The sequence below is a fragment of the Vibrio sp. JZG10 genome (assembly GCF_054064075.1).
On sequence record NZ_JBSUGE010000003.1, the window covers coordinates 428,494 to 454,544 of the forward strand.

24 protein-coding genes and 1 pseudogene are annotated in these 26,051 nt (G+C 44.8%); 16 read left to right on the forward strand and 9 right to left on the reverse strand.

Annotation, left to right across the window (positions count from 1 at the left end; all coding sequences use genetic code 11):
• Positions 1-135: 135 nt before the first annotated feature.
• The gene (locus ACWYVB_RS06805; protein ID WP_457528450.1) at positions 136-2,109 is read right to left on the reverse strand and encodes an acetoacetate--CoA ligase; all 1,974 of its coding nucleotides are present in this window, start codon (positions 2,107-2,109) and stop codon (positions 136-138) included.
• Positions 2,110-2,331: 222 nt separating this feature from the next.
• Between ACWYVB_RS06805 and phhA the strand changes: the two genes are divergently transcribed.
• Both phhA and ACWYVB_RS06815 read left to right on the forward strand, forming a co-directional pair.
• Positions 2,332-3,126, forward strand: a complete 795-nt coding sequence (gene phhA, locus ACWYVB_RS06810; protein ID WP_005391119.1) for a phenylalanine 4-monooxygenase — start codon at positions 2,332-2,334, stop codon at positions 3,124-3,126.
• On the forward strand, positions 3,116-3,454 hold the full coding sequence (locus ACWYVB_RS06815; RefSeq protein WP_005375563.1) for a 4a-hydroxytetrahydrobiopterin dehydratase: 339 nt from the start codon (positions 3,116-3,118) through the stop codon (positions 3,452-3,454). Before phhA ends, ACWYVB_RS06815 begins: the two co-directional genes overlap by 11 nt.
• Before the next feature lie 70 nt (positions 3,455-3,524).
• Here ACWYVB_RS06815 and ACWYVB_RS06820 read toward each other — a convergent pair whose 3' ends face one another.
• A complete protein-coding gene (locus ACWYVB_RS06820) occupies positions 3,525-5,294 on the reverse strand; it encodes a choice-of-anchor I family protein (protein ID WP_457528452.1) in 1,770 nt (589 codons plus the stop codon).
• 199 nt (positions 5,295-5,493) lie between these two features.
• Between ACWYVB_RS06820 and ACWYVB_RS06825 the strand changes: the two genes are divergently transcribed.
• Positions 5,494-5,838 carry a HopJ type III effector protein gene (locus ACWYVB_RS06825; RefSeq protein WP_046873686.1) on the forward strand — a complete coding sequence of 115 codons (345 nt, stop codon included), beginning with the start codon at positions 5,494-5,496 and terminating at the stop codon, positions 5,836-5,838.
• Positions 5,839-5,876: 38 nt separating this feature from the next.
• Here ACWYVB_RS06825 and ACWYVB_RS06830 read toward each other — a convergent pair whose 3' ends face one another.
• Entirely contained in the window at positions 5,877-6,185 is a 309-nt protein-coding gene (locus ACWYVB_RS06830) for a cysteine-rich CWC family protein (protein ID WP_080955956.1), read from the reverse strand.
• Positions 6,186-6,328: 143 nt separating this feature from the next.
• Between ACWYVB_RS06830 and ACWYVB_RS06835 the strand changes: the two genes are divergently transcribed.
• Positions 6,329-6,544 (forward strand): DUF3820 family protein, encoded by a 216-nt coding sequence (locus tag ACWYVB_RS06835; RefSeq protein ID WP_104972767.1) that lies wholly within the window; start codon positions 6,329-6,331, stop codon positions 6,542-6,544.
• A gap of 40 nt (positions 6,545-6,584) precedes the next feature.
• Positions 6,585-6,830: a hypothetical protein gene (locus ACWYVB_RS06840; protein WP_017821096.1), complete on the forward strand. Its 246-nt coding sequence runs from the start codon at positions 6,585-6,587 to the stop codon at positions 6,828-6,830.
• 140 nt (positions 6,831-6,970) lie between these two features.
• On the opposite strand, the gene ACWYVB_RS06845 is transcribed toward ACWYVB_RS06840, so the two are convergent.
• A complete protein-coding gene (locus ACWYVB_RS06845; protein WP_012842472.1) occupies positions 6,971-7,219 on the reverse strand; it encodes a hypothetical protein in 249 nt (82 codons plus the stop codon).
• A 779-nt stretch (positions 7,220-7,998) separates the two neighbouring features.
• Positions 7,999-9,603, reverse strand: coding sequence for a S8 family peptidase (locus tag ACWYVB_RS06850; RefSeq protein ID WP_457528455.1), 1,605 nt, complete (start codon positions 9,601-9,603; stop codon positions 7,999-8,001).
• A gap of 421 nt (positions 9,604-10,024) precedes the next feature.
• Here ACWYVB_RS06850 and ACWYVB_RS06855 point away from each other — a divergent pair.
• Both ACWYVB_RS06855 and ACWYVB_RS06860 read left to right on the forward strand, forming a co-directional pair.
• Positions 10,025-10,374 (forward strand): annotated as a pseudogene (locus ACWYVB_RS06855) (IS1-like element transposase); the annotation flags it as partial.
• A 340-nt stretch (positions 10,375-10,714) separates the two neighbouring features.
• A complete protein-coding gene (locus ACWYVB_RS06860) occupies positions 10,715-11,029 on the forward strand; it encodes a Fis family transcriptional regulator (protein ID WP_225492073.1) in 315 nt (104 codons plus the stop codon).
• Between the two features lie 495 nt (positions 11,030-11,524).
• On the opposite strand, the gene ACWYVB_RS06865 is transcribed toward ACWYVB_RS06860, so the two are convergent.
• Positions 11,525-12,400 (reverse strand): LysR family transcriptional regulator, encoded by an 876-nt coding sequence (locus ACWYVB_RS06865; RefSeq protein ID WP_225492093.1) that lies wholly within the window; start codon positions 12,398-12,400, stop codon positions 11,525-11,527.
• Positions 12,401-12,560: 160 nt separating this feature from the next.
• Between ACWYVB_RS06865 and ACWYVB_RS06870 the strand changes: the two genes are divergently transcribed.
• From ACWYVB_RS06870 to ACWYVB_RS06895, 6 genes are all read left to right on the forward strand, one after another.
• A complete protein-coding gene (locus ACWYVB_RS06870) occupies positions 12,561-13,355 on the forward strand; it encodes a putative hydro-lyase (RefSeq protein ID WP_406707489.1) in 795 nt (264 codons plus the stop codon).
• 21 nt (positions 13,356-13,376) lie between these two features.
• The gene (locus ACWYVB_RS06875; RefSeq protein ID WP_225492071.1) at positions 13,377-14,111 is read left to right on the forward strand and encodes a 5-oxoprolinase subunit PxpA; all 735 of its coding nucleotides are present in this window, start codon (positions 13,377-13,379) and stop codon (positions 14,109-14,111) included.
• Positions 14,108-14,827 carry a 5-oxoprolinase subunit PxpB gene (gene pxpB, locus ACWYVB_RS06880; RefSeq protein WP_182035735.1) on the forward strand — a complete coding sequence of 240 codons (720 nt, stop codon included), beginning with the start codon at positions 14,108-14,110 and terminating at the stop codon, positions 14,825-14,827. Before ACWYVB_RS06875 ends, pxpB begins: the two co-directional genes overlap by 4 nt.
• The gene (locus tag ACWYVB_RS06885) at positions 14,824-15,786 is read left to right on the forward strand and encodes a 5-oxoprolinase subunit C family protein (protein ID WP_225492070.1); all 963 of its coding nucleotides are present in this window, start codon (positions 14,824-14,826) and stop codon (positions 15,784-15,786) included. The genes pxpB and ACWYVB_RS06885 overlap by 4 nt, the downstream gene beginning before the upstream one ends.
• A gap of 69 nt (positions 15,787-15,855) precedes the next feature.
• Positions 15,856-17,097: an NRAMP family divalent metal transporter gene (locus ACWYVB_RS06890; RefSeq protein WP_182035733.1), complete on the forward strand. Its 1,242-nt coding sequence runs from the start codon at positions 15,856-15,858 to the stop codon at positions 17,095-17,097.
• Positions 17,098-17,442: 345 nt separating this feature from the next.
• Positions 17,443-18,444, forward strand: coding sequence for an alpha/beta hydrolase family protein (locus ACWYVB_RS06895; protein ID WP_457528459.1), 1,002 nt, complete (start codon positions 17,443-17,445; stop codon positions 18,442-18,444).
• A gap of 123 nt (positions 18,445-18,567) precedes the next feature.
• Here ACWYVB_RS06895 and ACWYVB_RS06900 read toward each other — a convergent pair whose 3' ends face one another.
• On the reverse strand, positions 18,568-19,374 hold the full coding sequence (locus ACWYVB_RS06900) for a sulfite exporter TauE/SafE family protein (RefSeq protein ID WP_395207863.1): 807 nt from the start codon (positions 19,372-19,374) through the stop codon (positions 18,568-18,570).
• 122 nt (positions 19,375-19,496) lie between these two features.
• On the opposite strand from ACWYVB_RS06900, the gene ACWYVB_RS06905 reads away from it, so the two are divergent.
• Together ACWYVB_RS06905 and ACWYVB_RS06910 are read left to right on the forward strand one after the other, a co-directional pair.
• Positions 19,497-20,291 (forward strand): AraC family transcriptional regulator, encoded by a 795-nt coding sequence (locus tag ACWYVB_RS06905; protein WP_457528461.1) that lies wholly within the window; start codon positions 19,497-19,499, stop codon positions 20,289-20,291.
• A 181-nt stretch (positions 20,292-20,472) separates the two neighbouring features.
• Positions 20,473-21,723, forward strand: a complete 1,251-nt coding sequence (locus ACWYVB_RS06910) for a DEAD/DEAH box helicase (protein WP_457528462.1) — start codon at positions 20,473-20,475, stop codon at positions 21,721-21,723.
• A 150-nt stretch (positions 21,724-21,873) separates the two neighbouring features.
• Here ACWYVB_RS06910 and ACWYVB_RS06915 read toward each other — a convergent pair whose 3' ends face one another.
• Positions 21,874-22,287, reverse strand: a complete 414-nt coding sequence (locus tag ACWYVB_RS06915) for a VF530 family protein (protein WP_185090676.1) — start codon at positions 22,285-22,287, stop codon at positions 21,874-21,876.
• 486 nt (positions 22,288-22,773) lie between these two features.
• Between ACWYVB_RS06915 and ACWYVB_RS06920 the strand changes: the two genes are divergently transcribed.
• Positions 22,774-24,231: a DUF3360 domain-containing protein gene (locus ACWYVB_RS06920; RefSeq protein WP_005391067.1), complete on the forward strand. Its 1,458-nt coding sequence runs from the start codon at positions 22,774-22,776 to the stop codon at positions 24,229-24,231.
• Between the two features lie 196 nt (positions 24,232-24,427).
• Here ACWYVB_RS06920 and trpB read toward each other — a convergent pair whose 3' ends face one another.
• Entirely contained in the window at positions 24,428-25,651 is a 1,224-nt protein-coding gene (trpB, locus tag ACWYVB_RS06925) for a tryptophan synthase subunit beta (RefSeq protein WP_457528464.1), read from the reverse strand.
• Positions 25,652-26,051 lie beyond the last annotated feature (400 nt).

Here is a 26,051-nt window from a genome sequence, read left to right on the forward strand (position 1 = left end):
ATGATAAAAGCGAGCTACCTAGCTCGCTTTTTTCTTATCGGTTGAGGGTATGTACCCAAGTTAACCTCACTTGTTCTTCAACCTGTCGCTGCGGGTGTACGCAAAGTGGTTCTGTAACAACCAAGTGTTTTGAGGTTATTTTGGGGCGACTATCCTGCGGATCTCCTCCAATACTTCAGGATTGGCTATTGCGCCTAAATTTTCTACACTCCGGTTGTTAACGACTTGCTTAACGGCTAACTCAACCAGTTTTCCCGAACGGGTCTTAGGTATATCGCTTATTGCGTAAATTGCACTAGGTACATGTCTTGGAGAACATGCAGATTTTAGCTGTGCTTTGATGGAGGCGATCATCTCGTCGTTGAGCTCTATCCCTTTCATTAATTGGACAAACAGCCATATTTTTTCGTTGCGATCGACTTCTTTTCCTACTGCGATGGAATCTAGAATACCGTCTATACTGTTCACTTGCTGATAGATTTCGGCCGTGCCGATTCTTACGCCACCGGGATTCAACGTGGTATCACTTCGACCATAAAACACGTATCCACCAACGCTGGTTTGTTCAACATCGTCGCCGTGGTGCCAAATATTGTCGAACTTATCCCAATAAGCACGATGGTATCTTTCCCCGGTGTCGTTCCAAAAGCCAGCGGGGAAGTTGGGCAATGAATTGGCACAAACCAACTCACCGCGCTCTCCAATTACGCTATTACCTTGTGGGTTAAAGACTCTGACATCGACCCCTAATCCCGCTGATTGGCACTCTCCTCGATAAACGGGAGAAATAGGGTTGCCTAACACAAAGCAGCCACAAATGTCTGTCCCGCCTGAGATCGATGCGAGGTGGACATCTTCTTTAATGTGCTGATAGACATAATCAAACTGTTCTGGATACAGAACTGAGCCCGTTGAGCAAATGGTTTTCAGACTTGGAAATTCATCACTTTTCGGCGGAGAAAAAGAAACTTTTTCCAATGCCTCTAGGTATTTCGCCGAAGTTCCAAACAGCGTCACTTCGGCTTGTTCAGCGAGGTCCCAAAGCACGTTATGAGTGGGATAAACAGGGCTACCATCAAAAATTACTAAACATGCGCCGCTCGCGAGTGAAGAAACGTGCCAGTTCCACATCATCCAGCCACAGGTCGTGTAATAAAACACTCTGTCGTTCGGTTGGATGTCGCAATGCAGTTGATGCTCTTTCAAATGGTTAAGCACTGTTCCGCCGACGGAATGAACGATGCATTTCGGTTTGCCTGTCGTGCCTGAAGAATAGAGCACAAATAGCGGATCGTTAAAATTAACACGAGTAAAAGTCAGCGCTTCAGGTGTGTATTGATTCAGGACGTTTTGCCAATCTTGAGTGCAGACGTCGCATTCAAAAATGTGTGGTTTCAGGTAGCTAATTTGGCAAACCTGTTTAAGACCATCAAGATGATCCGCAATATGCTGGTTTTTCTCAGACATATCGAAAGTTTTGCCATTGAATGTATAGCCATCACAAGTAAACAGGATTTTAGGTTTCACTTGACCAAAGCGCTCCAAAACGCTTTCAACGCCAAAATCAGGTGAGGTAGAAGTCCAGGTTGCCCCTAAACTAGTGGTTGCTAACATGGCTATCACCGTTTGAGGTAAGTGAGGCAAATAGCCAGCGACGACATCACCTTGCTTGATTCCACATTCTTTCAACCATTGCTGGACACTCGAAACTTCTTCACACAATTGTTTCCATGTGTAGGTTTGCTTTTCTTCACGTTCATTTTCAAACCAAATCGCGAGATCATCGGGTTGGTGGCACGCGTAGGTTAGCAAGTTTTCTGCGTAGTTAATTTGTGCGTTAGGGAACCATTTCATGTCCCTATTTTCGACGGGTTGCTGCCAGCGACTTTCTGCTTGCTCCTTTACGGTCTCTCCTTGAGTACCAATGACGTCGCAGAATAACCAGACTTCTTGCCAAAATTTTTCCACATGATCGAGCGACCATTGATGCAGTTCGGCGAAGTTTTCAATGGTATTTCCTTGTCGATTAATGTGTTCAATAAACTGTGTGATGTTGGCTTCTTCGATACGACTTTCGCTCGGTTGCCATACTTTGCTGCTCTCGCGCATAGGTCCCTCTATAACAAAGTGGTAACAGATTTTAGTGTGAGAGGAATACACGATAAAGTCAAACAAGCTAGATATTATATCGTGTCATAAAAATCATGCAGTTACGTCGTGTTGTAAACAATATGTTACATCGAATCGATACTGAGAAAATCGTGTAGGGATTGGAAGCTCTTAAGACTGCAGATAGGCTTAATGTAAAGGATTTGTTAATGGAGATGTGCCATGACTCAGTATCGTTCTAAACCCGTAAACCAGGAAGGCAGGGTTGAATGGAGCCGTGAAGAAGACGCCATTTGGCGAGATTTGGTAACACGACAAATGGGTGTGATCCAAAACAGAGCTTGTAAGGCTTATTTACACGGTTTAACGCTGCTTGATTTACCTCAAGACCGCGTTCCTCAATTGCCAGAAATTAATCGTGTCCTGATGGAGACAACAGGTTGGCAAGTGGAGCCCGTTCCTGCGCTTATTGACTTCGACCGTTTTTTTAATCTGCTCGGTAATAAGCGCTTTCCCGTCGCCACATTCTTGCGTACCAGAGAAGAGTTCGATTACTTGCAAGAGCCGGATTTCTTCCATGAAATATTTGGTCATTGTGCGATGTTAACCAACCCAGATTTTGCTGCATTTACCGAACATTATGGTCAACTAGGGCAAGCCGCTACCCCAAAACAAAGAGCCTATCTCGCTCGCCTCTACTGGTTTACCGTAGAGTTTGGCTTGGTGAAAGAAGGGGACAAAACCAAAATTTACGGTGGTGGTATTCTCTCATCTCCTGGCGAAACCCTCTACGCATTAGAGAGTGATGTAGCAATTCGCGACCCATTTGAATTACAAACTGTGCTGAGAACGCCTTATCGTATCGACATCATGCAACCGAAGTACTACGTGATTGATGACTTTTCTCAGCTCTTTAAAATCAGTCAGTTAAATTTATTGAAACAAGCCGATCTAGCGATTGAAGCCGGACTGCTTCCTCCACTTTTTGAACCAAAGGAACCTGCTCATGTTGAATGAACAAAAATGCGAAGCTTGTAGTATCGATGCCATTGCACTAAGCAAAGAAGAACAACAATCTCTGCTGCTGCAATTGTCTGATTGGCAGATCATTGAAAGAGAAGACATACCTCAACTAGAAAAGGTGTATAAATTTAAGAACTTCAAACAAGCATGGGCTTTCAGTAACAAAATCGCGGAACTGGCAGAAGATGAGTTCCACCATCCTTCTATTTTGTTGGAGTGGGGTAAGGTCACCGTAACTTGGTGGAGTCACTCGATCAAAGGTCTGCATAAGAACGATTTTATCTGCGCATCAAAATGTGACGCGCTAGCATCGGCAGAGTAGGACATTACCTCATACAAAAAACGCCCGGCTTACGTCGGGCGTTTTGGTTCTAAATGACTTTTACATTACTTTATAGATTGATTCGGAAGACGGATGTCGTGCCCGATACCTCATTGCCAACAGCGATAAAATGACCACCACTACGGGTAAAGTAATTGATGGATTCTGGGCCTAAATCGCCTGCTTTTGGATTGTATGTGCCGTTCGCGCATTCACCATCTTCGACTTCTGTACACACTGGCTGATTGTAATCACGACGGTTTACGTAATGTAGGAACTGCGCTTGTTTCGGATCGGTAATGTCATAAATCATGATCCCGCCTTGACGCTCCAAGCCGATAAACGCGTAATGACGACCGTTAATTTGTGCTACTTCAATCGCCTCTGGCTCAATGCCTTTATCATCACTTCGGTCATCGCCACTGTGATTGTTATCGTTGGTACTGTTGAAGTTTTTACCTTCATTCAGCAGCGCGATGGTCGCGAAATCGTCACCACTATCGAACACCAACTTGCCGTTTTCATCCCAAATCGAGAATGAACGTGCGCCAAATGCTTGAACCTTATCTTGTGCAGAAAGCGTTTGTGCCGGCTTAATCACTTTTAAACGCGCGAGTTGTTTGTTGTCTTTTAGTGCCTCTGCCAATGGGTGTTCTGCTGCTACTTTCAGCTTCTTACCGCGCACTTCATCAATATGGCTTAAACAGCTCCCTTGCTCAGATGTGTATTCATCTGTACCAAGGTAATCGTCTTCATCCCACATAAAGCCAGCTTTGTCGCACAGTTCTTGAGTGGTTTTGAATCCGTACTCACGCCCGTCGCCTTCATTTGCGGATACGATGTAAGTACTCCCATTCACTGAGTAGCTGTCGATGGTGTCAGGCATAAATAAGCCAACCAGTTGTGGGTAGCTTTTCAAGTTTCCAATAATTTTGTCTTTGTTAGATGCATCGAGTTTAGCGTCCGACCAAGACTTCTCACCTAAGCCAACAATTTTTTCTACCGATTTGCTCACTGGATTGACGATTGCCATGGCGTTATTTTCTTGTAGCGCGACATAGATTTTACCGTTATCTGCAAAAGTGAGGTATTCAGGCTCTAGATCTTGAGCGATAGTGGCGTTTGGCCCCGAAATACGCACATTCATTGGGAGCTCTGCTTTTCGTGAACCATCAAACTCATTAAAGCCAATTTGTGTCACTTCTGCTTGAGTAACGCCAAGGTTCAGATCGATCAAAGTGACGCTACCTTCAGGATCGACGCTGTAATCGCTGTTTGGTTCGCCCTCATTAGCGGTTGCGATGTATCGGCTATCTTTCGAGAAGCCCACCATGTCTGGCAATGCGCCTGTTGGGAACGTCGTGACTAATGACAAATCGTCGGAGCGGTACAAACCAACAATACCATTCGCTTGTTTATTACTGCTTTCAATCGCAACCGCGACCAAACCATTGAATACAGCGACACTGTTTGCAGCGCCAATTTCAACGCCAGCTGCTTCGCCAGCGCTGTTGAGATCAATGAATGCGGTTTGCGTTGGTACGCCGTTGTCATCCATAGAAAGTACATCGACACGTTTTGCTTCAGCATTGATCACATAGAGCTTATCCGTACAGGCGTCATAACTGACGATTTCAGCTGCCGATGTGTCGAATGGGGCATCAGCAACGGATGTCCCGATAAACGTTAACCCTTGAATTGAAGTTTCCCCAGCAACGGGCGCAGTGGTAGGTTTGCATTGTGTAGCGAATGAAGCCACGGTATCTTCGGGTTGTGATGAACACGCGATGGCAAGTGATGACAATGCGAGTGCACCGATTGCCTTTAAAGGGGTGATCATGATATCTCCTTATCAATCCGATACGTTGTCAATCAGCATGGGGTTTATGCTTCTGTCCATTTCCGCAATTGGAATGATGGAACGCTGAATGACGTGTGATTTGGTAAGGCTCTGAATATATGTATGATTGATGACTCTTATATTGGCTTTTTATGAAACTAATGTGTCATCAAAATGATGAAGTAGGGATAGAGGAATAATGGAATTAAAATCGTTTTTAGATTTGTTGGCAGCTTCACCAGAGCAGGTCGAATTTGAAGCAACGATGGCGGTGATCGAAGAAAACTATACGTTTGAGCCAACCGCTTTTGTTAATGGTGAGACGCAAAACAACGCGGGTGAGAACAACGGTTCGTGTAAGATCTTCGCTTTCGGCTTGCTAAATAACCTAGACAAAGAAGCGACGCTAGCCTGCTTTGGCCGTTTTTATCGTGAAGATGTATTGCAGCATCCAGAGAACAGCGATCACCAGAATATTCGTAATTTTATGGTAACAGGGTGGGATGGTATTAAGTTTGAAGCACCCGCTTTAACCGCTAAATAAACACCAGTCAGAAAACGCAGAACAGTAAGCCAGTCGTATTATGCGACTGGCTTTTTTTCTAGACATTTACGGCACAAACACAGCTGGTTGGCGCTTGGCTTGGGTAAATCACGAGTTTCAATAGTAAAGCACCAGCATGTCTCTTTGCCTGCGGCGATATCACAATGGGCTTGAGTCCCGCACTCAGGACAATTGTGCGTTGAATCTTTCCCTGCGATTTGTTCGATAATCGTATCTCGTTGGAGATCGGTTTTGTCTTTCCATTGGATGATTTCATCCATCGTTCGGTGACAACCAGAGCATATTCCGGCGTTATTTTTACATGCTGCTCGACAAGGTGACTTCATTGCTTTCTCGTTCTCATTTTTTATGCCGCGTACTCTAGCACAAAGCGAGTCAAAGCCGCCAAAATAAACGTGAGTGCGATTTGCTGGTGAGGAGAGGGCGGCAGTGATATTCTTGGACGAGTTACCTCAAATCTTTGTCACTTATGTTAGAAAAAGAAAACCTCATTAAACTCGCTAGAGTGCAAATGCCATTTGGAAAATATGCAGGGCGAGTGTTAATCGACCTACCTGAAGAATACCTATTGTGGTTCGATAAAAAGGGCTGGCCAACTGGCGAGCTAGGGGATTTGCTCAAGCTGTGTTTAGCATTGAAAATTGAAGGCTTAGATAGTGTCGTGAAGCCTTTGAAGCGTATGTAACTAGCCACAGAAACTCCCACTCTTAATGAAAAGACTTATTATGAATTTTGATATCGATGCACTGAAACACCACCAATTGGTCGAAGATGGTAAATTAGAGGGATGTTACATTCATCAGCCAGCTCAAGGTAGCCAGCAAGATGACAAAGCTGTTTTGGCAGAGCGCCAAGCGTTGGAAAAGTTGGGGTATAAGGTAATACAGGTGAAAGCTAAAGGCGGGACAACAACGTTTGCCGAGGCGATGCAAAAGCTTGCGAAGGAAACTGGTCACCTGCCTAAGGAGTAAGTGAGTGTAATCTGCCACAGCCTCCCTAGTTATTCCACGATACCATGTGTTTTCATTCAAAAGAGCCAGACCGTTAGGCTGACTCTTTTTTGCTCCAAACCCGTTGAGAGCTTAAACATTGATCGTATCAATAAAGTCTGTCAGTAGAGAAACCAGTTAGTTGCATAAATAACGAGAAGGACTAGAAGACCTAGAAGGAATGGGAAGGTTAGCATCATTACGAACTTTTTCTTGAAGCTTGGTTTATCGAATACCACGCCTTCGGCCTCCCTTACTCTTCGCTCTTCATCAAAATGCCATTTAATAGCTAAGTAGGCTCCAATACCTAGTACAATAAGCTTAAAAGCGCCAGCAAAGTACGGAAAGAAGTTAGCCCAACTGTCGTTCATTATCCATCTCTCTCAAATTAAATATGGACTTTACGGTAGCAGAATCCAAGGTTTATGTTTAGTGCTCTCCCAATGTCAGGCGCCCTGGCTAGCACAAGCCTACTGATACTGCTAACTGTCCACAACTCTCTTTGCAATATCCTTGGTTATTAATGATTTAATAGAAAAGGACTCGAACATTTATATCCAGAGGCGTGTCGGTATGGTTTGTAACGTTTTTACCCCATTCCAATTTAGCTCGTTTGATCGTCTCTTTGCCTAATAGTTCCCATTTATAATGATCTTGCGTGGTTCAAGGCCCATTTCACCCAATGTTACCGTTGCCAGCCCATCAACATGTGCAGTATAGGGTCTGAGTTTTGAGTGGATACAACCTTCTCGGATTAGCCACTATATCGTTCACGATGATCAACAGCCAAGGTCAGGTCACGCGTTTGTCTCACAGCCTAAAATTGCAAGTGAGAACCGCGGTCACAGTAAAGAATTTGTTTTGAATCATCTTGGGTTTGCCATCATGCCAAGATTTATGATGGAGAAAGAGTTAGCTCGAGGAGATTAAGTTCGCATCCTATTTGATGTACACGACTTGGAGAACCCGACTTATGCGGTGTACTAACTACTAACTAATAGAAAGCTTCGATGCCGCTTCGAGTTGAGTTCTTGAAGAAAAAGGCCGGTGCGTTTGAATAGCATCGAACGCCACCTATTAAACTCAGTATTCCCAAAGCAAAGCCCACCGACAAGTGGGCTTTGTTCTCTTTCAATAACGAAAATAATAACTAGTAGCTCGCTTGAATGCTGACACCGCTATAGTTTGAGTAACCTTGAATCATGACGTGGTAGCGTCCACTTTGTGTCGCGCTGACCGTACATGTTTCATTGTTACCGTATTTGAAAGGTCGGCAGTCCCATGCGTTCAGTGCTGGTTTTGCACCAAAACGGAGATACAGGTCTGCATCACCACTGCCACCATACATTTGTACGGTTAAGCGCTGCCCAGCTTCGACATCAACATAGTAATACGCTACTTGACCAGTTGAACCACTTAAACCACTTACTGGCACGCCCGAGGTTAATTTGCCTTCTGGGTCCGGTGTTGGATCTGGGCCACCGCAGTCTTGGCCACAATCTGCATCCGTTAAGCTATAAAGTAGCTTGTTCACGCTGCCTCTTTTGTCCGTCACCTTTCCGCTAGTTGCGCGGCTAACGATCAAGGCCTCTACTTGGCTTGGAGACAGTGAACTGTTTTCTTGAAGATACAGTGCTGCTACACCCGCTACATGTGGCGTCGCCATCGATGTACCACTAATGGTTTTGTAACCACCGTCATACCACGCAGATTTGATTTGTGAGCCTGGCGCAAACACGTCCACACAACTGCCCCAGTTTGAAAAACTCGAACGTGCATCCGTGCTTGTGGTCGAACCGACAGTCACTCCTGTAGCTACGCGTGCTGGAGAGTAGTTACATGCATCGGCGTTGGAGTTACCTGCTGCTAGCATAAAGCTGACACCTGATTGAACCGCACTTTGCACTGCGCTATCTAGAGCAACAGATTGACCGCCACCTAAACTCATGTTGGCGACTGAAGGTCCGGAAGCGTTCGCAGCCACCCAGTCCACACCGGCAATAACACCAGACGTAGAACCCGATCCGGTACAGCTCAATACTCTCACGCCGACAAGGTTGACGTTTTTCGCAACACCATACAAGCTGCCGCCAATGGTGCCCGCAACGTGTGTCCCGTGTCCATTACAGTCACTTGCATCTGCATCGTTGTCGACAAAGTCATACCCTGAAACTGAGCGACCACCGAACTCAACATGTGCATTATTCACACCAGTATCGATAACATAAGCCGTTACACCAGTCCCATCAAAGTTGGCACTGTAGTTGTTATCGAGTGGCAAGTTACGTTGGTCGATTCGATCTAGTCCCCAAATGGCATTGGTTTGATTTGCATCTACCGAGACTATTGGGTCAAGCGATAGGATTCTGTCTTGCTCAATGTAGTCCACACGAGGATCAGAACGTAGATCTTGTAGCTGCTCAGGGCTCAAGTTAGCGACAAATCCACTTATCGAGTGGTCAAAAACCGACTCCACTTTTATCGAATATAAACCGGACATGCGGTCTACAGACTGTTGCGTGAATTGCTCGAATTCTGTTGAGTTGCTCGCCATCATTTGCGGTTGTTGAAATACCACTATGTAGCGATCTGCAATGGCGATGTCGTCCGGTGCAAGCATCAAAGTGGCAGGCAATGTGTCGGGAGCTTGTTGTAACTCTGCACTGTCCGCAATCTCATTGGGTTGCGAAAAAGCGAGAGAAGAATGAAAACAGAGCGCGGAGGTGATACAACAACTTAGTAGTTTCTTTAACATAAAATGTTCCTTGAAATCATAGTCTTGTTGATTTTACCTAGTACCAAACTGTCAACACGAAAACACAGACAATCAGCGTAGTACGCTCAATACGTGCTGCAGTGACGTTACACAAATCAAACTAGACAATGAGTAACTATATGCATAATTGATAATAATTCGCATACTCAGAAACATGATCAATAACTAAGCTTTATTGAAATTGAAATGCAAAGATTCATTTAGATTTAGAGCGAAATCCCTAAAATAGAATAATTCTACACACCTGGCTTATTGCCTGTTATATGCACTATTCTTACCGATAATTTACGCAATAAAAACCTAACTATCCTTTCATTGGTCATGACTCAAATTGGTTGATAGATGTTAATATAGCCACCTGGTTTCTGATGTTTTTTAACTCATGGCTACTATCTAAGTTCAATGTCGTTTCTGTAATAAAACAGAGCCCGTCCGTGAACATGGAAAAGGGCATTCTGGCTTTCCTCGTTTCAGGTGTATCGAATGTCGAAAGGGCTTTCAACTCGATTAAGTTTACGAAGCCCGCAAGCCAGATGTAAAAGAAAAAATTGTCGATATGTCAATGAATAGCTCTGGAGTTAGGGAAACAGCACAAGTGTTGAATGTCGCATACAACACGGTATTGAGCACTTTAAAAAAATCTCGCCAAGGTAAGTAACCTCAATCCCTTTAGATAGAGCAAATATAAGACTAATTTGTAAACTTGAAAGGCTAGCTGCATTGGTTAAGGAATATGAGGAAAAACACTTCCCCATTTAAGAACTGCAACACACCTTTGCCCCAAGACGTGTTTAGAGCGCATGAAACCAACATGAGATTTATTTGTGCAGCAAGCTGCTGCACAATTAGGAAATCGCCTGCTTCATCGAATGTCCAACAGGCTGTTGGACAAACTCCAACCCCAATTTTGCAACAGCCTGTTGCAAAAATCACTATGAAGCACTTCTGCCCCTAAATGTGTTTAGAACACAGTAAAACTTCATAAAAATAATATGGTCAACAGACTGTTGACTATATTCCACTGCCCAATAGCGTTTAAGACAATATATACTGAAGCCTTTTTAAAAGTGTTAAATAGGAAGTTTGCTTCATGCGCAAATCAGATAAGAAGGTCGATAATCTAATTAGAGACGTGTTAACCGAAGTCTGTGAAGATACGTTAAAAGGCTACGATGGTTTTCTTTGGGTGACTCATACGGTCAAATTCTCTTCTTTTCCACAAAGCTTAGAAATAGTCTGCGTATTCGAAACGAATCAAGATAGAGCAAACTTTTTAGTTGGAGAAGGCCGCCAGCATGTCTCAACAACTATCCAAAAGGCGTTTAATAAGGTAGGGGTGCAACTAAAGAACGTAGATAAAAAAATCAGTTACGATACACAGCAAAGGCGTAAGTGCAGCCATTAATGAAAGTGAATTAGGGTTGTAGTGGGTATCTAAGGCTTTATTTTGCGAGTTTTGATATAAAGCCTGAAGGCTAAGCCTACGTTCTTAGTTAGGAGACTAATACATGCCCACTTAAGTCCAGGGCTATGCCTGAGCTTCCTTTGACAAACTCACCTTTGTCCCATTATCAGCCTCGTCAAAAATGTTGCGTTCATGGGCTAGCTGAATTTGCCCAACTACAGATTACGTGATGCCAACAAATCATTTGGCCTTAATCATCATCAATAGCAACAACCCACTCTAAGGAAGAATGCGTCAATTATATACGACACAATCTAATTTTAGTTTGATCCGAGAAGAAGTTGATTCGCGCAGCAAAGAATTCTGAAGCTGTGATTTCTTGGCTAACTGTCCAGTCTGATTGATGCGGATCACTTGGTTATAATTGGAATAGTTGGGCTGCCCAACCTATTTCAATAGGCCTACTATAATAGCGAATTTGTTGAGTATAGCGATTCAACAAAGCCATTCAAAGGCGAGCTTGACGATTTCTTCGATCAATAAGCTATTGGGGGTTGTAATGTATGACACCGTAAATGTCAGTGGCTGTGGTGTCCAATTCGTCTCGATGATTGATAGTCGCCCCTCTTTAAGCTGCTCTTTGATCACTTCTTTAGGGAGGGTTGCGACCCCGACGCCACTCTCTGCCAGCCTTACACTCGCAGATAATGAGCTTGCCGAATAGAAGCGGACGGGATGGACTTTTTGGGCTGTGAAGTGACGGTCTATTTCGTGGAACGGGACTGTATTTCTGGCATAGGTGATAATCGGCCAGCGGGTAAAGGTATGTGTTTCTGCCGGTCCATTTAAACCAAGTGAGGGGCTCGCAACCCAATAGAGAGGATACTCACATATTACTTTATTGATCACTGACGGCTCAGAAATGGGGCCAAGGAGAATGGCGATATCAATATTATGCGCCATCAGTTCTTTGCTTAAGTTCACTGTTGCATCAACAATCAACTCAATTTCAACATCAGGGTATTTTTCATTAAGACTTGTTAGAAATTCAGGTAGCCAAGTGTGTATCAGTGTTTCTGATACACCAATGCGGAGTAATCCAGAGAGGGCGCTGGCTGCGTCGGCTTTATAACAAAGTTGCGCTGTACTATTGAGGATATTTTCCGCCAAAGGGAGTAACTCTCGTCCCTTTGCCGTCAATGTGACGCCGCCTTTTTCTCGATTAAACAGCGTTGTATTAAGTGTGTGCTCTAGGTTGGTAATACGGGTTGAAATGGCGGGCTGGGTTGTACATAAATGCTCAGCAGCTTGGCGAAAGCTACCTAAGTTGGCAATCCAGACAAAAGTTTCAAGCTGCTTTAAGTTTAACATCCCAGACACTTCTCTTATTCCTTTAAGGTATCAGCAGTCATGAATTTATGACTATATAAATTATTTTTATCAATATACGCAAAAAATCACAAATAGACATTATCTAAATAAGCAGTATTGTTATTTGGCGTTAACATATTAATTACCAATGGATGACATTATGACAGCGTCAGTATCACAACTTCCTCTTCCTGCATTACGTCAACGTATTCGTGAAAATGCATTCACCGATTCGACCAGTGGTTTAGCAAAGGGGTATTTGCAAGCCAATCTTGTGATATTGCCGGCTGAGTGGGCGAATGATTTTTTGCTATTTTGCCAGCGTAATCCAGTTGCTTGTCCATTGATAGGAATGACCGAACCCGGTGCTAAAAATTTGGCTGAGATTGGCCTCGATATCGATATTAGTAGTGATGTGCCTGAATACCATGTGTTCTACGATGGTCAGTTTGAACTTGCGACACCGGATTTAACTCAGCATTGGCGTGATGATTTGGTCACTTTCGTTTTGGGCTGCTCGTTCTCTTTTGAAGAAGCGATGCTTCAGGCTGGCCTGAGTGTTCGTAACATTGACCAGCAATGTAATGTCTCTATGTACGATACTAATATTGCCTGTCAGCCCGCAGGGCGATTTCATGGAAACATGGTGGTCTCGATGCGCCCGTTCACACCTGCTGATGCTATTCGTGCAATACAGGTGACCACTCGTTTCCCTAAAGCCCACGGTGCCCCGGTTCATTTTGGTACGCCAGATGCTATTGGCATTGAAGACATTAATATTCCAAATTATGGTGACCCGGTAACGATAAACCCGCAGGAAGTACCCGTATTTTGGGCTTGTGGTGTTACTCCGCAAAACGTAATGCGCAACAGCAAGCCACCTCTGTGTATTACTCATGCTCCAGGCAAGATGTTGATCACCGATCGGTTAAATAACGAATTTGCATTCCTGTAAGGCGAAACCAAGGAGAACGTCATGAAAATTAACTGTGATATGGGTGAGAGCTTTGGTCTTTGGCGGTTAGGTTGCGATGAGCAAGTGATGCCTTTTTTAGATATGGCTAATATCGCCTGTGGTATGCATGCGTCAGATCCTGTGGTGATGAAGAAAACAGTGCAGCTAGCAAAGCAGCATGGTGTGATTATTGGCGCTCATCCGGGGTATCCAGATCTGCAAGGCTTTGGCCGTCGTTTTATCGCTATGGAAAAAGACGAGCTGGCCGCGTTTTTTATTTATCAGCTGGGTGCGCTACAGGCTATTTGCCAGAGTGAATCGGTGGTGCTTAGTTATGTTAAACCTCATGGCGCACTGTATAACGCGATGATGAAAGATGATGACGTTTTTCTCGCGCTGCTCTCTGCCCTTAATCAGTACAATTCTGATCTTCCGTTGGTTGTTATGGCTGTTCCGGATTACCGGAGGTATCAAGATTTAGCTGCAACTTACGGTATTCAGCTTTGGTTTGAAGCGTTTGTCGATAGAGCCTATGACGACAGCGGACGTCTTACCCCGCGCTCTGTTTCAGGCTCAAGCCTTACGACGATTGAGCAAATTGAGCAGCAGGCTTTAATGCTAATTGAAGAGCAAGCGGTGATCTCGCTGTCGGGACAGAAAATTGCCATTCATGCCGATACCTTATGCATTCATGGTGATGGGGCATTATCGTTGCCAACGGCGCAAGTTCTGAGTGCGAGGTTAAATCGCCAATGAAGATCTCTGCAGTAAATGAAAACACGTTGATGGTGTATTTTTCGGATTCGGTCAGTCCTGAAACGGCTGAGCAGATCGCGGCAGCAATTCCTGTCATCCGTGAGCAGTTAGGATTGTATGTGGTTGATATCGTACCTTCATATACCTCGATATTAATTAGCTTTGACTTGATCACCATCGGAATTCGCGAATTTAACCTGCGCTTACAGAAGGTTCTGATTGAATGTAGCCGTGCTTCGCTATCTGCGAATCAGGTAAGGTGTATTGAACTACCTGTTTATTATGGGCCTGAAGTTGCGCTGGATGCGCAAGAGATCTGCCGTCATACCGGCTTGTCATTTGATGACGTCGTTAATATCCATGTATCTGCTACATACCGCGTTTACGCGATTGGTTTTGCGCCGGGCTTTGCGTATTTAGGTAATACGGATAAACGGATAGAAATTCCCCGCAAACAAACGCCTCGTTTGAAAGTGCCAGCCGGAAGCTTGGCTATCGCAGATCGGCAAACGGCTATTTACCCGAAGCAGTCTCCGGGGGGGTGGCAAATTATTGGTCGAACCCCCATTAGTTTGATTGATTACCAACGTGAGAATCTAACGGTGTTTGAAATGGGGGCACAAGTTTCATTTACGCCTATTGATAGGGCGACGTTCCTAGACATGGGTGGGGTGCTGCTGCCAGAAGAAATTGCGATGGATGGGGAGGTGGCATGACGCTACGAATTTTAACTGCTGGCCCGTTGAGCCTACTGCAAGACCTTGGTCGATTTGGTCATCAGGCTATCGGGGTGAGTACTGGTGGGCCAATGGATGAACATGCGTTCTTATGGAGTAATCGCCTGTTAGGTAACGACCGTAATGCGGCACAAATTGAGATTGCGATGGGGCAGTTTAGCTGTGAATTCTATGCCGAAACCACAATTGCTTTAACGGGCGCGGATATGGCGGCCACATTGAATGGCCAGCCTATTGCATTCTGGCAGTCTTATCCGGTTCGTCAAGGCGACCAATTAGCACTGCGAGGAGCTCGTTCTGGGATGCGGGCATACCTTGCTGTTCAAGGTGGGTTCAAGGTGCCTACACCACTCAATAGCTGTGCGACTGTCATTCGGGATGAGCTAGGCGGCCTTCAAGGAGTAGGTGAAAAGCTGAATGCCAAGGACTATATCCGGTACTCGGTGAGTCAACCAATGGCGACCAAGCAAGTACTGCCCCAGTTTATTCCGCAATATAGCCAACAAGTGACACTGGAAGTGATCCCCGGTTATCAGTATGACCTATTTACACCAGAGCAACGCCAGCGATTTTTCAATGCGAGTTATACCCTAACACCACAAATGGATAGGATGGGGTGTCGATTATCTGGTGAAGCCATCGAATGCCAAAAGCGTAACCTGATCTCGGAAGGGATCGCCCTTGGCGCGATCCAGATCCCTGCAGATGGGCAGCCGATTGTCTTACTACGAGACAGGCAAACCATTGGCGGTTACCCGAAAATTGGTTGTGTTACAGCTAAAGGGCTGAGCCAACTTGCACAATGCCAACCGGGTGCTGAAATTCGGTTTGTTGAAAAAAACCTCTATGAAGCAGAGGCGGAACATTCGATTCAACAGCAGTTTTTTCACGGCTATGTCGGGAAAAAATGGAGACAAGAACAAACTCTAGTCGGGTGATGTTCATCAAATTATGGAAGAAGCAGCATTCGGATAGGCGCTGCAGAGTAACAATTACAGGAGTAATACATGTCTACAGACAAAGTGATACAGCAACCGGCGAGCGACTCGATCTCAAAGCCGTCAGCTAAAGGGGGCTTTAACTGGTCATTGATCATGGGCGCTGCTTTTTTGATGGCGACCTCTGCAGTTGGTCCAGGATTCCTTACTCAAACCACCGTCTTTACTCAAACACTTGGCGCCAGTTTTGCTTTTGTTATTTTGGTGTCGATCTTTCTTGATATCGGTGCTCAACTAAACATATGGCGGGTAATTGTAGTCTCGAAAAAACGTGCTCAAGACATTGCAAATGATCTGTTACCTGGTTTAGGTTTTGCCATTGCAGGTACTGTTGCGTTGGGGGGACTGGCATTTAATATCGGTAACTTAGGCGGTGCTGGTATGGGAATGAACGTCTTATTTCCAGGGATCACGCCAGTAGCAGGCGCAGCGATTAGTGCGGTGATTGCGATCAGTATCTTTTTATTAAAAGATGCCTCGAAAGAGATGGACCGATTTACCATCGTGATGGGCGCTTCACTGATAGTGATGACGTTATACGTTTTGTTTTCGACCTCACCACCTGTTGGTGAGGCGCTGTATCGTTCTGTTTGGCCTGAGAAGCTCAATGTGTTGGCTATTGTTACTTTGGTTGGTGGTACCGTTGGTGGTTACATCACATTTGCGGGCGCACACCGATTGATCGATGCGGGTGTGACAGGGCAAGAAGCGTTGCCACAGGTTAACCGTGGCTCAATCTCTGCAATAAGCTTGGCATCTGTCGTTCGGGTGGTATTGTTCCTTGCTGCACTTGGGGTCATAAGTACAGGTGTGATCCTTGACCCTGAAAACCCACCAGCATCAATGTTTCAGCATGCAGCAGGCAACATTGGCTACAAATTGTTTGGTTTAGTACTTTGGACTGCTGCTATAACCTCGGTGATCGGTGCGGCATATACCTCTGTATCATTTTTGAAAACACTTCACCCTTTTATTGCTCGCAACACTCGAGGTTTCATTATTGCCTTTATATTAGCGTCGAGCCTTATTTTTTGCTTTATTGGTAAGCCAGTTACTTTATTGATTGTAGCGGGTGCATTGAATGGTTTTATTCTACCCGTCACATTAAGCATTATGCTGATTGCTGCCCGTAAATCTGCCATTGTCGGAGACTATAGACACCCGGTATGGATGTCGGTGTTTGGTTGGTTGATTACCATCATGATGGCAGCAATGAGTCTGTATACACTGTTTATTATGATCTTTGGTTAAGCCTAAACACCGTTAGTAAAAGCCCCACAATGCTTAATACAGGGTGGGGCTTTTTGGGGAACGCAAACTGATCTGCACTTATCAATATAGGACACCAAATTAACGACTTTCCATAATCTTTAGTTATCCATGAATTGCTAATTTAGGAAAGCCACTGACACGTTTTTGTCCAAAAGCTTGCTGGCGTAGTTCAAAGCAGACACTTGCTTTGGGTTACTCGACTCCGAGTAACTTTATTGCTATGTTTCGCAAAATATATGGAGAATCTCCTGCGCGTTATTTTTCCAGATGCCGTGCAGAGTAATGTATTGATCGGCTGGGGTAAAAATGAAAACCAAAATAATAATGTCGTTTCTACTCGCTACATTGTGTGTCAGTGTCAGCGCCAGTATGAATGGGCCGAAATACCATTCTGCGCTAACAGTCAAAACGGTATTCAGTGAAGACAGAGACAAGCCTGTAGAAGTCTACTACTGGTATCCCACAACGAACGGAAAAACCAACTTCACGTTTGGTAGGGGTAACATTTTTAAACCAGTCGAAACGCAGTTAGATGCCCCTTTAGCAAGTGGAAAATTTCCCGTTGTGCTTTTGTCGCAGGGCGGAACACGGTCAGCATTTTCCCACAGTGGTTGGATAGCCTCGAGCCTAGCGCAACAAGGTTATGTCGTTGTTGTACCAAAGCCTCCTGCACCAAACGAAATCAATGCAGAAATGGCTGTTGATGAAATCACATTCAGAACCAGTGATTTGGTGCTTGGGCTGAACGAATTAAGTTCGGTCGGGATACTGTCCGGAGGCGTAGATACAGATGCAGTGCAGGGTGTCGGCTTTTTTCTGGGCGGGACATCTATGCTGATGCTCTCCGGAGCGCAAATAAGCCCGGAAAAATATCGAACATCGTGTCACAACGTAACCAATGTAGACTGTCATTGGTTACGTGAAAATGACGTTGATATTACCAACATCCCGGATCAAAAATTCCCCCGATTTCAGTCTGAAAACAAACTGAAATCGGTTGTCGTTATCAACCCTGAGCTAACGAAAACTTTTGTCCCTGAAGCTCTGGCCTTGATGAAAAATACCATCACCGTGGTGACGCTTTCTGAACGGCTACATCCCGCACTGACACCTGCCGAATCACTCGTTGCTCTTCCCAATGTGACATTTCAAGAGATTCCCAGTGCGAGTCAGTTTAGTGCGTTCGCAGAATGTACTGAGCGTGGCATTAAAATTCTCGCATCAGAAGGGGAGGAAGCACTTTGCCAGGAGCGTGACGAGGTTTCCAGAAAGGACAATCACCAGCAAATTTTGGATATAATTCTGGCTAGCTTAACAAAGTCATAAGAATAGCAACAATGCGGAGCTTACTTACACATTGTGTGCCTAGACCTGCAAAGCGAGAAGTAAGTTTTTCAGGCTTGTCCCCACAACATATTGCAAGACATACTGATGACTGTATTACTTGCCCTAATTAAGTACTTGTACCAGCATTTTAAAACTTAGAAGAACACACAAAATACCAACGATTTTCTTAAGAACTTTATTTGGGAAATACTCTGCGCAACGCACTCCGAGGCTAGTAGTTAAGTAGCTGCTAATGGAGAAGCTGATCATTGCAGGAAGGTATATGTATCCTAATACTAAGTTGTTCCAATCTGTATTTTCCCATCCGTTTAACATGTAACCGAGGCTTCCTGATAGCGCTATAGGGAAACCTATCGCAGCAGAGGTGCCAATAGCTCGTTTTACCTCAAAATTTTGCTGGACAAGATAGGGGATGATCAGCCCCGCACCGCTTATAGAGACAAGTGCTGATACAGAGCCAATCACCGAGCCTACAGTGATATTACCGATAGCCCCATGTGGGTTAGAGTTGTACTCATTTTCAGTGTTGAGAAACATTTTATAAGCTACATACAACATGAATACGCTGAAAAAACCTGCCAGATAGATCCCCTGTAGATACGATGCTACGAATGTGGCGCAAAATGTTCCGACTAGAACTCCGCTCAACATTTTTACTACCATTGTCGAGTCTACATTCTCTTTTTTGTAGTGAGCGCGCATGCTGCCCAATGTTGTAATAATCATTGAAGCCATTGATGTCCCTAACGCAAGATGGACCACTTCTGTATCAGCTATTCCCTGTAGTGAAAACAGAAACGCAAAAATAGGGACGGCCATTCCACCACCACCCACACCAACGAGTCCAGCGAGAAAGCCAATGCCCAAGCCTGCTGTAATGTAATAGATAATAAAGATAGGTTCGTTCATGATGGTTCTGCCTTCGATAAAATGGTCGTTGCTAAAATGTTACTCGAACGCTAACTTGCTATGGTAACGTTAAGAGGACAGAAAATAATGAATAATGGCCAAAATGGAATTGAGTAAATAAAGTGACAAACTCTGATTACAGCGAATGGAAAAATGGCGCCGCACTGATCGCTAAGGAGTGGCAGCATGAAAGGAGCGACTTCAAACATTTGGATCAACGGCCACATAATTGGCACAGCCATCATCGAGGCCAGTTACTGTGTATAGATGAAGGGCTAATTCAGGTCAAAACCGATGAAGGAACGTGGATACTACCCCCTCACCGAGCTGGTTGGATCCCCCCGGGTGCGATGCACAGTGTTTATTTTTGTGGTTCTCTGAAAGGTCGTTCATTACTGTTTACTCCAGAGAGTTGTGAGCGGTTTCCAATGAGACCTTGTGTGATCCAAATGAGCGATGTGTTGAAAGCCCTATCGGTTAGAGCATCGATATGGAGCAAAACAGACGATCTATCCATACAGTCTTTACGTATTCTTGCCGTAATATCCGATGAAATCGTCAATTGCCCTCATGAGTCACTCCACATCCCCCTGCCCAGAGATCCGAGACTGCAAAAAGTTACTCAAGCGATTTTAATAGACCCAAACAGCAAACATTCTGTGGAGCATTGGGCAAATATCGGGGCAGTCTCATCTCGGACGTTAAGACGATTGATTCGAAGTGAGTTAAACATGAGTTTTAGTGAATGGCGGCAACAAGCACTGCTAATACATTCGTTAGAAATGATGGCTCGCGGAGAGTCCGTAGGAGCGGTTGCACATGCTTTGGGTTATTCGACACCCAGTAACTTTATCGCGATGTTTCGTCGGGTCTATGGCGATTCACCCACGCGTTACTTTTCGAGTCGTGGCATATAGTTGCCAAGAGCTTACCTAAATTAGGTTCGTTTTTATGTACTGAGGTTTTACATACATTTACTCACGCAACATAAGCAAGTGCTTCTCTCACCAGTCTTCTGTTTGGCTCATTATCTCTAACATCCAGACGCGAAATAGCATAAGATACACGGCCTTTACTAGCACTGAGCCACTCATCGTAATGACAGATAAAACACAGCAAGCGACATTTGCCGATCTTGGCCTGATTCCAACCTTAGTCGAGCGACTAGAAGTGTTAGAATACAGCCAACCGACGCCCATTCAATCTCATACCATTCCTTATATCCTTGAAGGGAAAGACATTGTTGGCGGTGCCAATACGGGCTCTGGTAAAACCGCTGCTTTTTCGCTGCCAATTCTGCAAAAAATTGTTCAGCAAGACGAAACAAATCATCGCCGGGGTAACTTCGTTTCTCACCTGATTTTAGTACCAACTCGTGAGTTGGCATCACAGGTTGCATACAACGTCAAATCTTACTCATACCATCTTAGAGATAAGATCAAAACGGTTGCCGTATTTGGTGGTGTGTCGGTGAACCCACAAATGCTGGCGCTTCGCGGTGGCTGTGACATTATCGTAGCTACGCCAGGTCGATTACTTGATCTGGTATCCAGTAACGCGATTAAGTTGGACCAAGTAAAAACGCTCGTGCTCGATGAAGCTGACCGTATGCTGAGCCTCGGATTTACCGAAGAACTCAATAAGATTCTTGCGTTACTGCCAGAGAAGAAGCAGACGCTGCTATTTTCTGCTACTTTCCCTGATAAAGTCACGACGCTGGCTCAGCACTTGCTCCGCGACCCTGTTGAAGTTCAGTTGCAGAGCGCAGAAGCCAGCACTTTGGTGCAACGCGTGTTTAGTGTAAATAAAGGTGAGAAAACGGCGGTACTCGCGCACTTAATCAAACAGCATCAGTGGCGACAGACTTTGATTTTTGTGAATGCTAAGAATGCCTGTAACCATTTAGCGCAAAAACTATCAAAACGCGGTATTACAGCTGAAGTTTTCCATGGTGATAAAGGGCAGGGCGCTCGTACTCGTGTACTTGACGGTTTTAAGTCTGGCGAGATTCAAGTTCTTATTGCCACCGATATCGCAGCACGTGGCCTTGATATTGAAAAGCTGCCAGTGGTGATTAACTTCGATCTCCCGCGTAGTCCTGCTGACTATATGCATCGAATAGGGCGTAGTGGTCGTGCTGGTGAAGTGGGTCTAGGGCTATCTCTTATCGATTACGATGACTATCACCATTTCAAAGTGATAGAAAAGAAAAATAAGTTCCAACTTGAACGTGAGCAGGTAGAGGGCTTTGAAGTGGAAGACGACCAAAGTGAAGCCTACTTTTTACCGATGAAGCCGCGTGCAAAGCCAGCAGGTACAGGGAAAAAGAAGAAAAAGCGTAGTCAATAGAATACGTAAACAACCTGTGAGTTTACTTACGGGAGGCGCTGGAGAAGGGGGCGCACTAGCTTGAGTATTCGCTTCTAGCCATTTCTTTAAAGAACAATAGAGCCTTGCTGGAGCTACCAGTAGGGCTCTATTGCTTTTCAAGGTAATGTGCTATCGACGCGTCGGACGTCCACGAGGTGAGCGTTTTTTAAATGCGGATGCAGCTTTAGCTTGTGACTTGAGGATAGAGTCAACGCTTAGCGGCATTGGCTCTTTAGGTTCAAGACCATGAGGGAAAGTACGAGCTCTCGGTGGTAAATCATATTCTTCTTCACTTGCGCGTGGCATGCGCTTAAAGCGATAAAGGTAAAAGTTTTCTAATTTTTCTCTCGCCCATTCGGTCTTCTTTAAATACTTCACACTACTTGCAATCGAAGGCTTAGTGTTAAAGCAATTAAAGCGCATTGCTGTATCTAGAATGTCCCAGCCATAAAAATCCACCAACTCTTGCAACATAGTTTCTAGCTTTAACCCGTGCAGTGGGTTGTTTCGTTGCAGTTCGATTCTTTCTTCGTCAGTCATCATTTTAGGGGCCTTACTCATCAAAGGGTGGAGTTTAGCAAAGTATACATTACAGAGATATCTATAGTTAGGCAGCGATGGTTTGGCTGCAACTCGATTTGATGTTGTTAGTGCGTACTTGCATGAGCAAAATTAACCAATTACCTGTGTGAATACGGATATGTTTTTTCTACCTTGAAAAGCACAGGTGGAGTTGCGACTGTTCCTCTTCTTGAATTGCTGTTCAAAAACTCTCACTAAACATCAGCGTACTCTAATGTAATGTTAAATCTTTGTGTAATAAGTGAGATTTTTGTTGTTCTTTTACTAATGTCTAATATTCCTACCGATAGCAATACATGCTTAATAGGTTCAAATCAAAAATTAGCCATACCACTTTCTTGGTGTGGCCTCGATGTTTGATGTGGGTGTTGTCTCGTATTGGTCTGTATACCAAGCGAAACTCTAGTTGGCATAGTTCAACGTTGAAATATAACAAAGGATAGCTCAATGTCTGACTCAAGTAAGACCTTTTACAGGGATGTGCGCAAAAAACCGCATGAATTTGAAAGTCGTGAAGACTTTCTAAACCATGATTTAACCATCATGAGCTTTCGTCGCTGGGGTATTCATTTGCCATCACGTGATTACAGTATTGAAATCGAAGACTGGGTGCCTGCATTAGCCGCAACCATTGGTAAAGTGGTGATGGTCACCGCCATGGTTGCTGCATTTGCTGCTCAGTTCGGTTTATCTCCGGAGTTCGTTGCAGAAAACGTGCGTTACGAATTGCTTATCGCGGGTGCTCTGTTCGTTATTTTGTTTTCCGCCATCCTAAACCCGAATGCAAACTTAGCCGGTACCCACGGCCCAATGATACCGCTGATTCCCATGATTGCTGCCGCAGGAGGGCATCCTCTGGCGCTTGGCTTGATGGTATGTGCTTTTGGCTTAATTCTCGCTTTGACTAAAGGCGGTTCTAAACTCATGACCTTGACTGGCATTGGGGTTCGAGGAGGGTTATTGATCTACCTAGGCGCTGTTGGGTTGCTCGGACAGATTAATAAGACTGAGGCGTGGGCTGCAAGTACAGACCAAGGTTACATTTCGTTTGTGGTCATAGGCCTAACCGTTATGGTTTATGCCTACCTAGCTAAGATCAACAAGCGTTGGTTGGCAATCCCACTGTGCTCTGCACTCGCGGGTATTGTTGCTTATTTGATGGGCGCTGAGTTTGCTTTTACCACAGAGCCGGGCCTGCCTAATTTCAGTCCATTCTACTGGTGGGGTGAAGATACAGGCTGGCAACTAGGTTGGCCAACCTTAGAGCACTTTATTGCCGTGACTCCATTTGCTCTACTGGCAGTCGCTATGTGGTCCCCTGATTATCTCGGCCATCGTGTGTTTCAAGAACTGAACTACCCAAAAGAAGCGAAAGGCGTACTCATGGATGTCGACGACACGATGGTCGGAGCGTCTGTTCGTCAGGGGGTTGGCTCACTCTTAGGGGGCGGAAACCTAGCTTCTTCTTGGGGAACGTACATGATTCCAGCCGCAATTGCCAAACGTCCTATTCCAGGTGGCGCACTGTTAACGGGTTTCATGTGTATTGCCGCCGCGGTAATTGGTTACCCTATGGATCTAGCGATGTGGGAGCCTGTTCTGCGTGTTGCTTTGATTGTCGGTGTATTCTTACCGCTTTTAGAAGCGGGTATGCAGATGATCCACAAGCATAAAGATTCACTCAGTGCCGGTATCTGTATTTTTGCCTGTGCATTCGTTAATCCAGTCTTTGGCTGGGCAATCACGATGCTGCTGGATAACCTTGGACTTATCGGCGACCATGAGCGTGCCAACGAACTCTCGAGAAAAGATAAATACCTGATTCCTGGCACTGCATTTATCGTTTGTGCAGGTTCGCTTGCTGTCGTTGGTCAGCTTCCGGGTATTCCTGCTCTGATCGGTTAATCGAATTATGTTCTAAAGGACTAGTTGGAGTGGTAAGTAAGATGGCTTTCTCAAGCTATGCCTATTTCTCAAAAGTAAAAGGTTTGGACTGTGTAGTTAAGCCTTCAAAGCGCATGTAGGGAAAGTAAGGCTCAAACAAAAAGCTACCTAGTAATAGGTAGCTTTATGTATAGACATTTAGCCTACGAAGTCGTGACTAAATAATTGATTCAATGCCATATTTTTCGCCGTAGTGTTCAACGACAAAATCAATGTCTTTGTCACCGCGACCGGATAAGTTGATCAGAATTGAGCCAGTTTCTCCTTGCTTCGCGAGTTTAATCGCGTAAGCGACAGCGTGTGCGGATTCAATCGCTGGAATAATCCCCTCTTCGCGAGACAGTTCAAAGAATGCATCAATCGCTTCGTCATCACTGATTGAGCCGTAATTGACACGGCTAATGTCTTTTAAGTAACTATGCTGAGGCCCAACCGATGGGTAATCTAAGCCACTTGCTACAGAGTACACTTCTTGAGGTTCGCCTTGCTCATCTTTAAGCATGTAAGACTTAAATCCGTGCATAATACCTGGCTCACCGAGTGTGAGTGTTGCAGCGTGCTCGCCAACCTTTTGCAAAGAGCGGCCCGCGGGCTCGACGCCGTGAATGGCGACTTGTTCATCGTCTAAGAAAGCAGTAAATAGCCCCATCGCATTAGATCCACCCCCAACACATGCAACGAGATTATTGGGTAACTTGCCTGTCATTTCTTTGAATTGAACTCGTGCTTCGTTACCGATAATTGATTGGAAATCTCGTACCATTTTAGGGAATGGGTGAGGGCCAACGACAGAGCCTATCGCATAAAGTTGTGTGTCAGGATCTTTTAGGTAGGCTTCGAAGGCAGAATCAACCGCTTCTTTGAGAGTCTTGCGCCCGTGAGTGGCAGGGATGACATTGGCACCAAGGATTCTCATACGGACGACATTCGGGTGCTCTTTGGCAATATCAACTTCACCCATGTAAATATCGCACTTTAAGCCGACCAGTGCGGCGGCTGTCGCAAGAGCGACACCATGTTGTCCTGCTCCAGTTTCAGCAATCAGTTTCTTCTTACCCATCTTTTTAGCGAGAATGGCTTCTCCTAAGCAGTGGTTAATTTTATGTGCGCCTGTATGGTTTAAGTCTTCGCGCTTTAGGTAGATGTCTGCTCCGTATTTCTTAGACAAGTTTTCCGCATGGAAGATTGGGCTAGGTCGTCCAACAAAGTGCTTATACAGGCGAGCAAGCTCCGCTTTAAATTCAGGATCTTTGCTGCATTCCTCATAAGCTGCGTTGATGTCACGCATGATTTGTTCAAGCTCCGGCGGCACGAAGCTGCCACCGTATTCACCAAAGTATCCTTCTTCATTGGGCATGGTGAGATCAAACGAGTTTTTCATTATTTACATCCTAGTTAACGAAAGTATTGATACTTTTATACCCAAAATTTGGAAGAGGTTGTGTGATCAGTTGCTTAAATCAGAATTCGCGATCTAGTGAACTAGTTAAAAAGTACAATTTGTGTGGTTGTTAACGGGTTGGATACAACATAAGGTGGGGTTTAAGAGGCGCAAAAAAGCCCCGAGAGATCCTAGGCTGTCATAAGAACCTCTCGAGGCAAACAGAGTGCTGGAAATACACTCTGCGATGGTGTCTGGAAACAAAAGTTAGATTCGTTTCCTTTGCCAGATATTAGGGTTTTAGAATGAGCTGATGTCAGCGAAATGTCACAAGTTAATCGCGGTATCTAAAGCTTATTTTTTATTTTTGAACAATGGGTTAGAAAATAGACTACAACAG

Excerpts from the sequence above, each read along its gene's own strand:
- ACWYVB_RS06805 (WP_457528450.1), bottom strand. The coding sequence starts at position 2,109 with ATGCGCGAGAGCAGCAAAGTATGGCAACCGAGCGAAAGTCGTATCGAA.
- phhA (WP_005391119.1), top strand. The coding sequence starts at position 2,332 with ATGACTCAGTATCGTTCTAAACCCGTAAACCAGGAAGGCAGGGTTGAA.
- ACWYVB_RS06815 (WP_005375563.1), top strand. The coding sequence starts at position 3,116 with ATGTTGAATGAACAAAAATGCGAAGCTTGTAGTATCGATGCCATTGCA.
- ACWYVB_RS06820 (WP_457528452.1), bottom strand. The coding sequence starts at position 5,294 with ATGATCACCCCTTTAAAGGCAATCGGTGCACTCGCATTGTCATCACTT.
- ACWYVB_RS06825 (WP_046873686.1), top strand. The coding sequence starts at position 5,494 with ATGGAATTAAAATCGTTTTTAGATTTGTTGGCAGCTTCACCAGAGCAG.
- ACWYVB_RS06830 (WP_080955956.1), bottom strand. The coding sequence starts at position 6,185 with ATGAAGTCACCTTGTCGAGCAGCATGTAAAAATAACGCCGGAATATGC.
- ACWYVB_RS06835 (WP_104972767.1), top strand. The coding sequence starts at position 6,329 with ATGTTAGAAAAAGAAAACCTCATTAAACTCGCTAGAGTGCAAATGCCA.
- ACWYVB_RS06840 (WP_017821096.1), top strand. The coding sequence starts at position 6,585 with ATGAATTTTGATATCGATGCACTGAAACACCACCAATTGGTCGAAGAT.
- ACWYVB_RS06845 (WP_012842472.1), bottom strand. The coding sequence starts at position 7,219 with ATGAACGACAGTTGGGCTAACTTCTTTCCGTACTTTGCTGGCGCTTTT.
- ACWYVB_RS06850 (WP_457528455.1), bottom strand. The coding sequence starts at position 9,603 with ATGTTAAAGAAACTACTAAGTTGTTGTATCACCTCCGCGCTCTGTTTT.
- ACWYVB_RS06860 (WP_225492073.1), top strand. The coding sequence starts at position 10,715 with ATGCGCAAATCAGATAAGAAGGTCGATAATCTAATTAGAGACGTGTTA.
- ACWYVB_RS06865 (WP_225492093.1), bottom strand. The coding sequence starts at position 12,400 with ATGTTAAACTTAAAGCAGCTTGAAACTTTTGTCTGGATTGCCAACTTA.
- ACWYVB_RS06870 (WP_406707489.1), top strand. The coding sequence starts at position 12,561 with ATGACAGCGTCAGTATCACAACTTCCTCTTCCTGCATTACGTCAACGT.
- ACWYVB_RS06875 (WP_225492071.1), top strand. The coding sequence starts at position 13,377 with ATGAAAATTAACTGTGATATGGGTGAGAGCTTTGGTCTTTGGCGGTTA.
- pxpB (WP_182035735.1), top strand. The coding sequence starts at position 14,108 with ATGAAGATCTCTGCAGTAAATGAAAACACGTTGATGGTGTATTTTTCG.
- ACWYVB_RS06885 (WP_225492070.1), top strand. The coding sequence starts at position 14,824 with ATGACGCTACGAATTTTAACTGCTGGCCCGTTGAGCCTACTGCAAGAC.
- ACWYVB_RS06890 (WP_182035733.1), top strand. The coding sequence starts at position 15,856 with ATGTCTACAGACAAAGTGATACAGCAACCGGCGAGCGACTCGATCTCA.
- ACWYVB_RS06895 (WP_457528459.1), top strand. The coding sequence starts at position 17,443 with ATGTCGTTTCTACTCGCTACATTGTGTGTCAGTGTCAGCGCCAGTATG.
- ACWYVB_RS06900 (WP_395207863.1), bottom strand. The coding sequence starts at position 19,374 with ATGAACGAACCTATCTTTATTATCTATTACATTACAGCAGGCTTGGGC.
- ACWYVB_RS06910 (WP_457528462.1), top strand. The coding sequence starts at position 20,473 with ATGACAGATAAAACACAGCAAGCGACATTTGCCGATCTTGGCCTGATT.
- ACWYVB_RS06915 (WP_185090676.1), bottom strand. The coding sequence starts at position 22,287 with ATGATGACTGACGAAGAAAGAATCGAACTGCAACGAAACAACCCACTG.
- ACWYVB_RS06920 (WP_005391067.1), top strand. The coding sequence starts at position 22,774 with ATGTCTGACTCAAGTAAGACCTTTTACAGGGATGTGCGCAAAAAACCG.
- trpB (WP_457528464.1), bottom strand. The coding sequence starts at position 25,651 with ATGAAAAACTCGTTTGATCTCACCATGCCCAATGAAGAAGGATACTTT.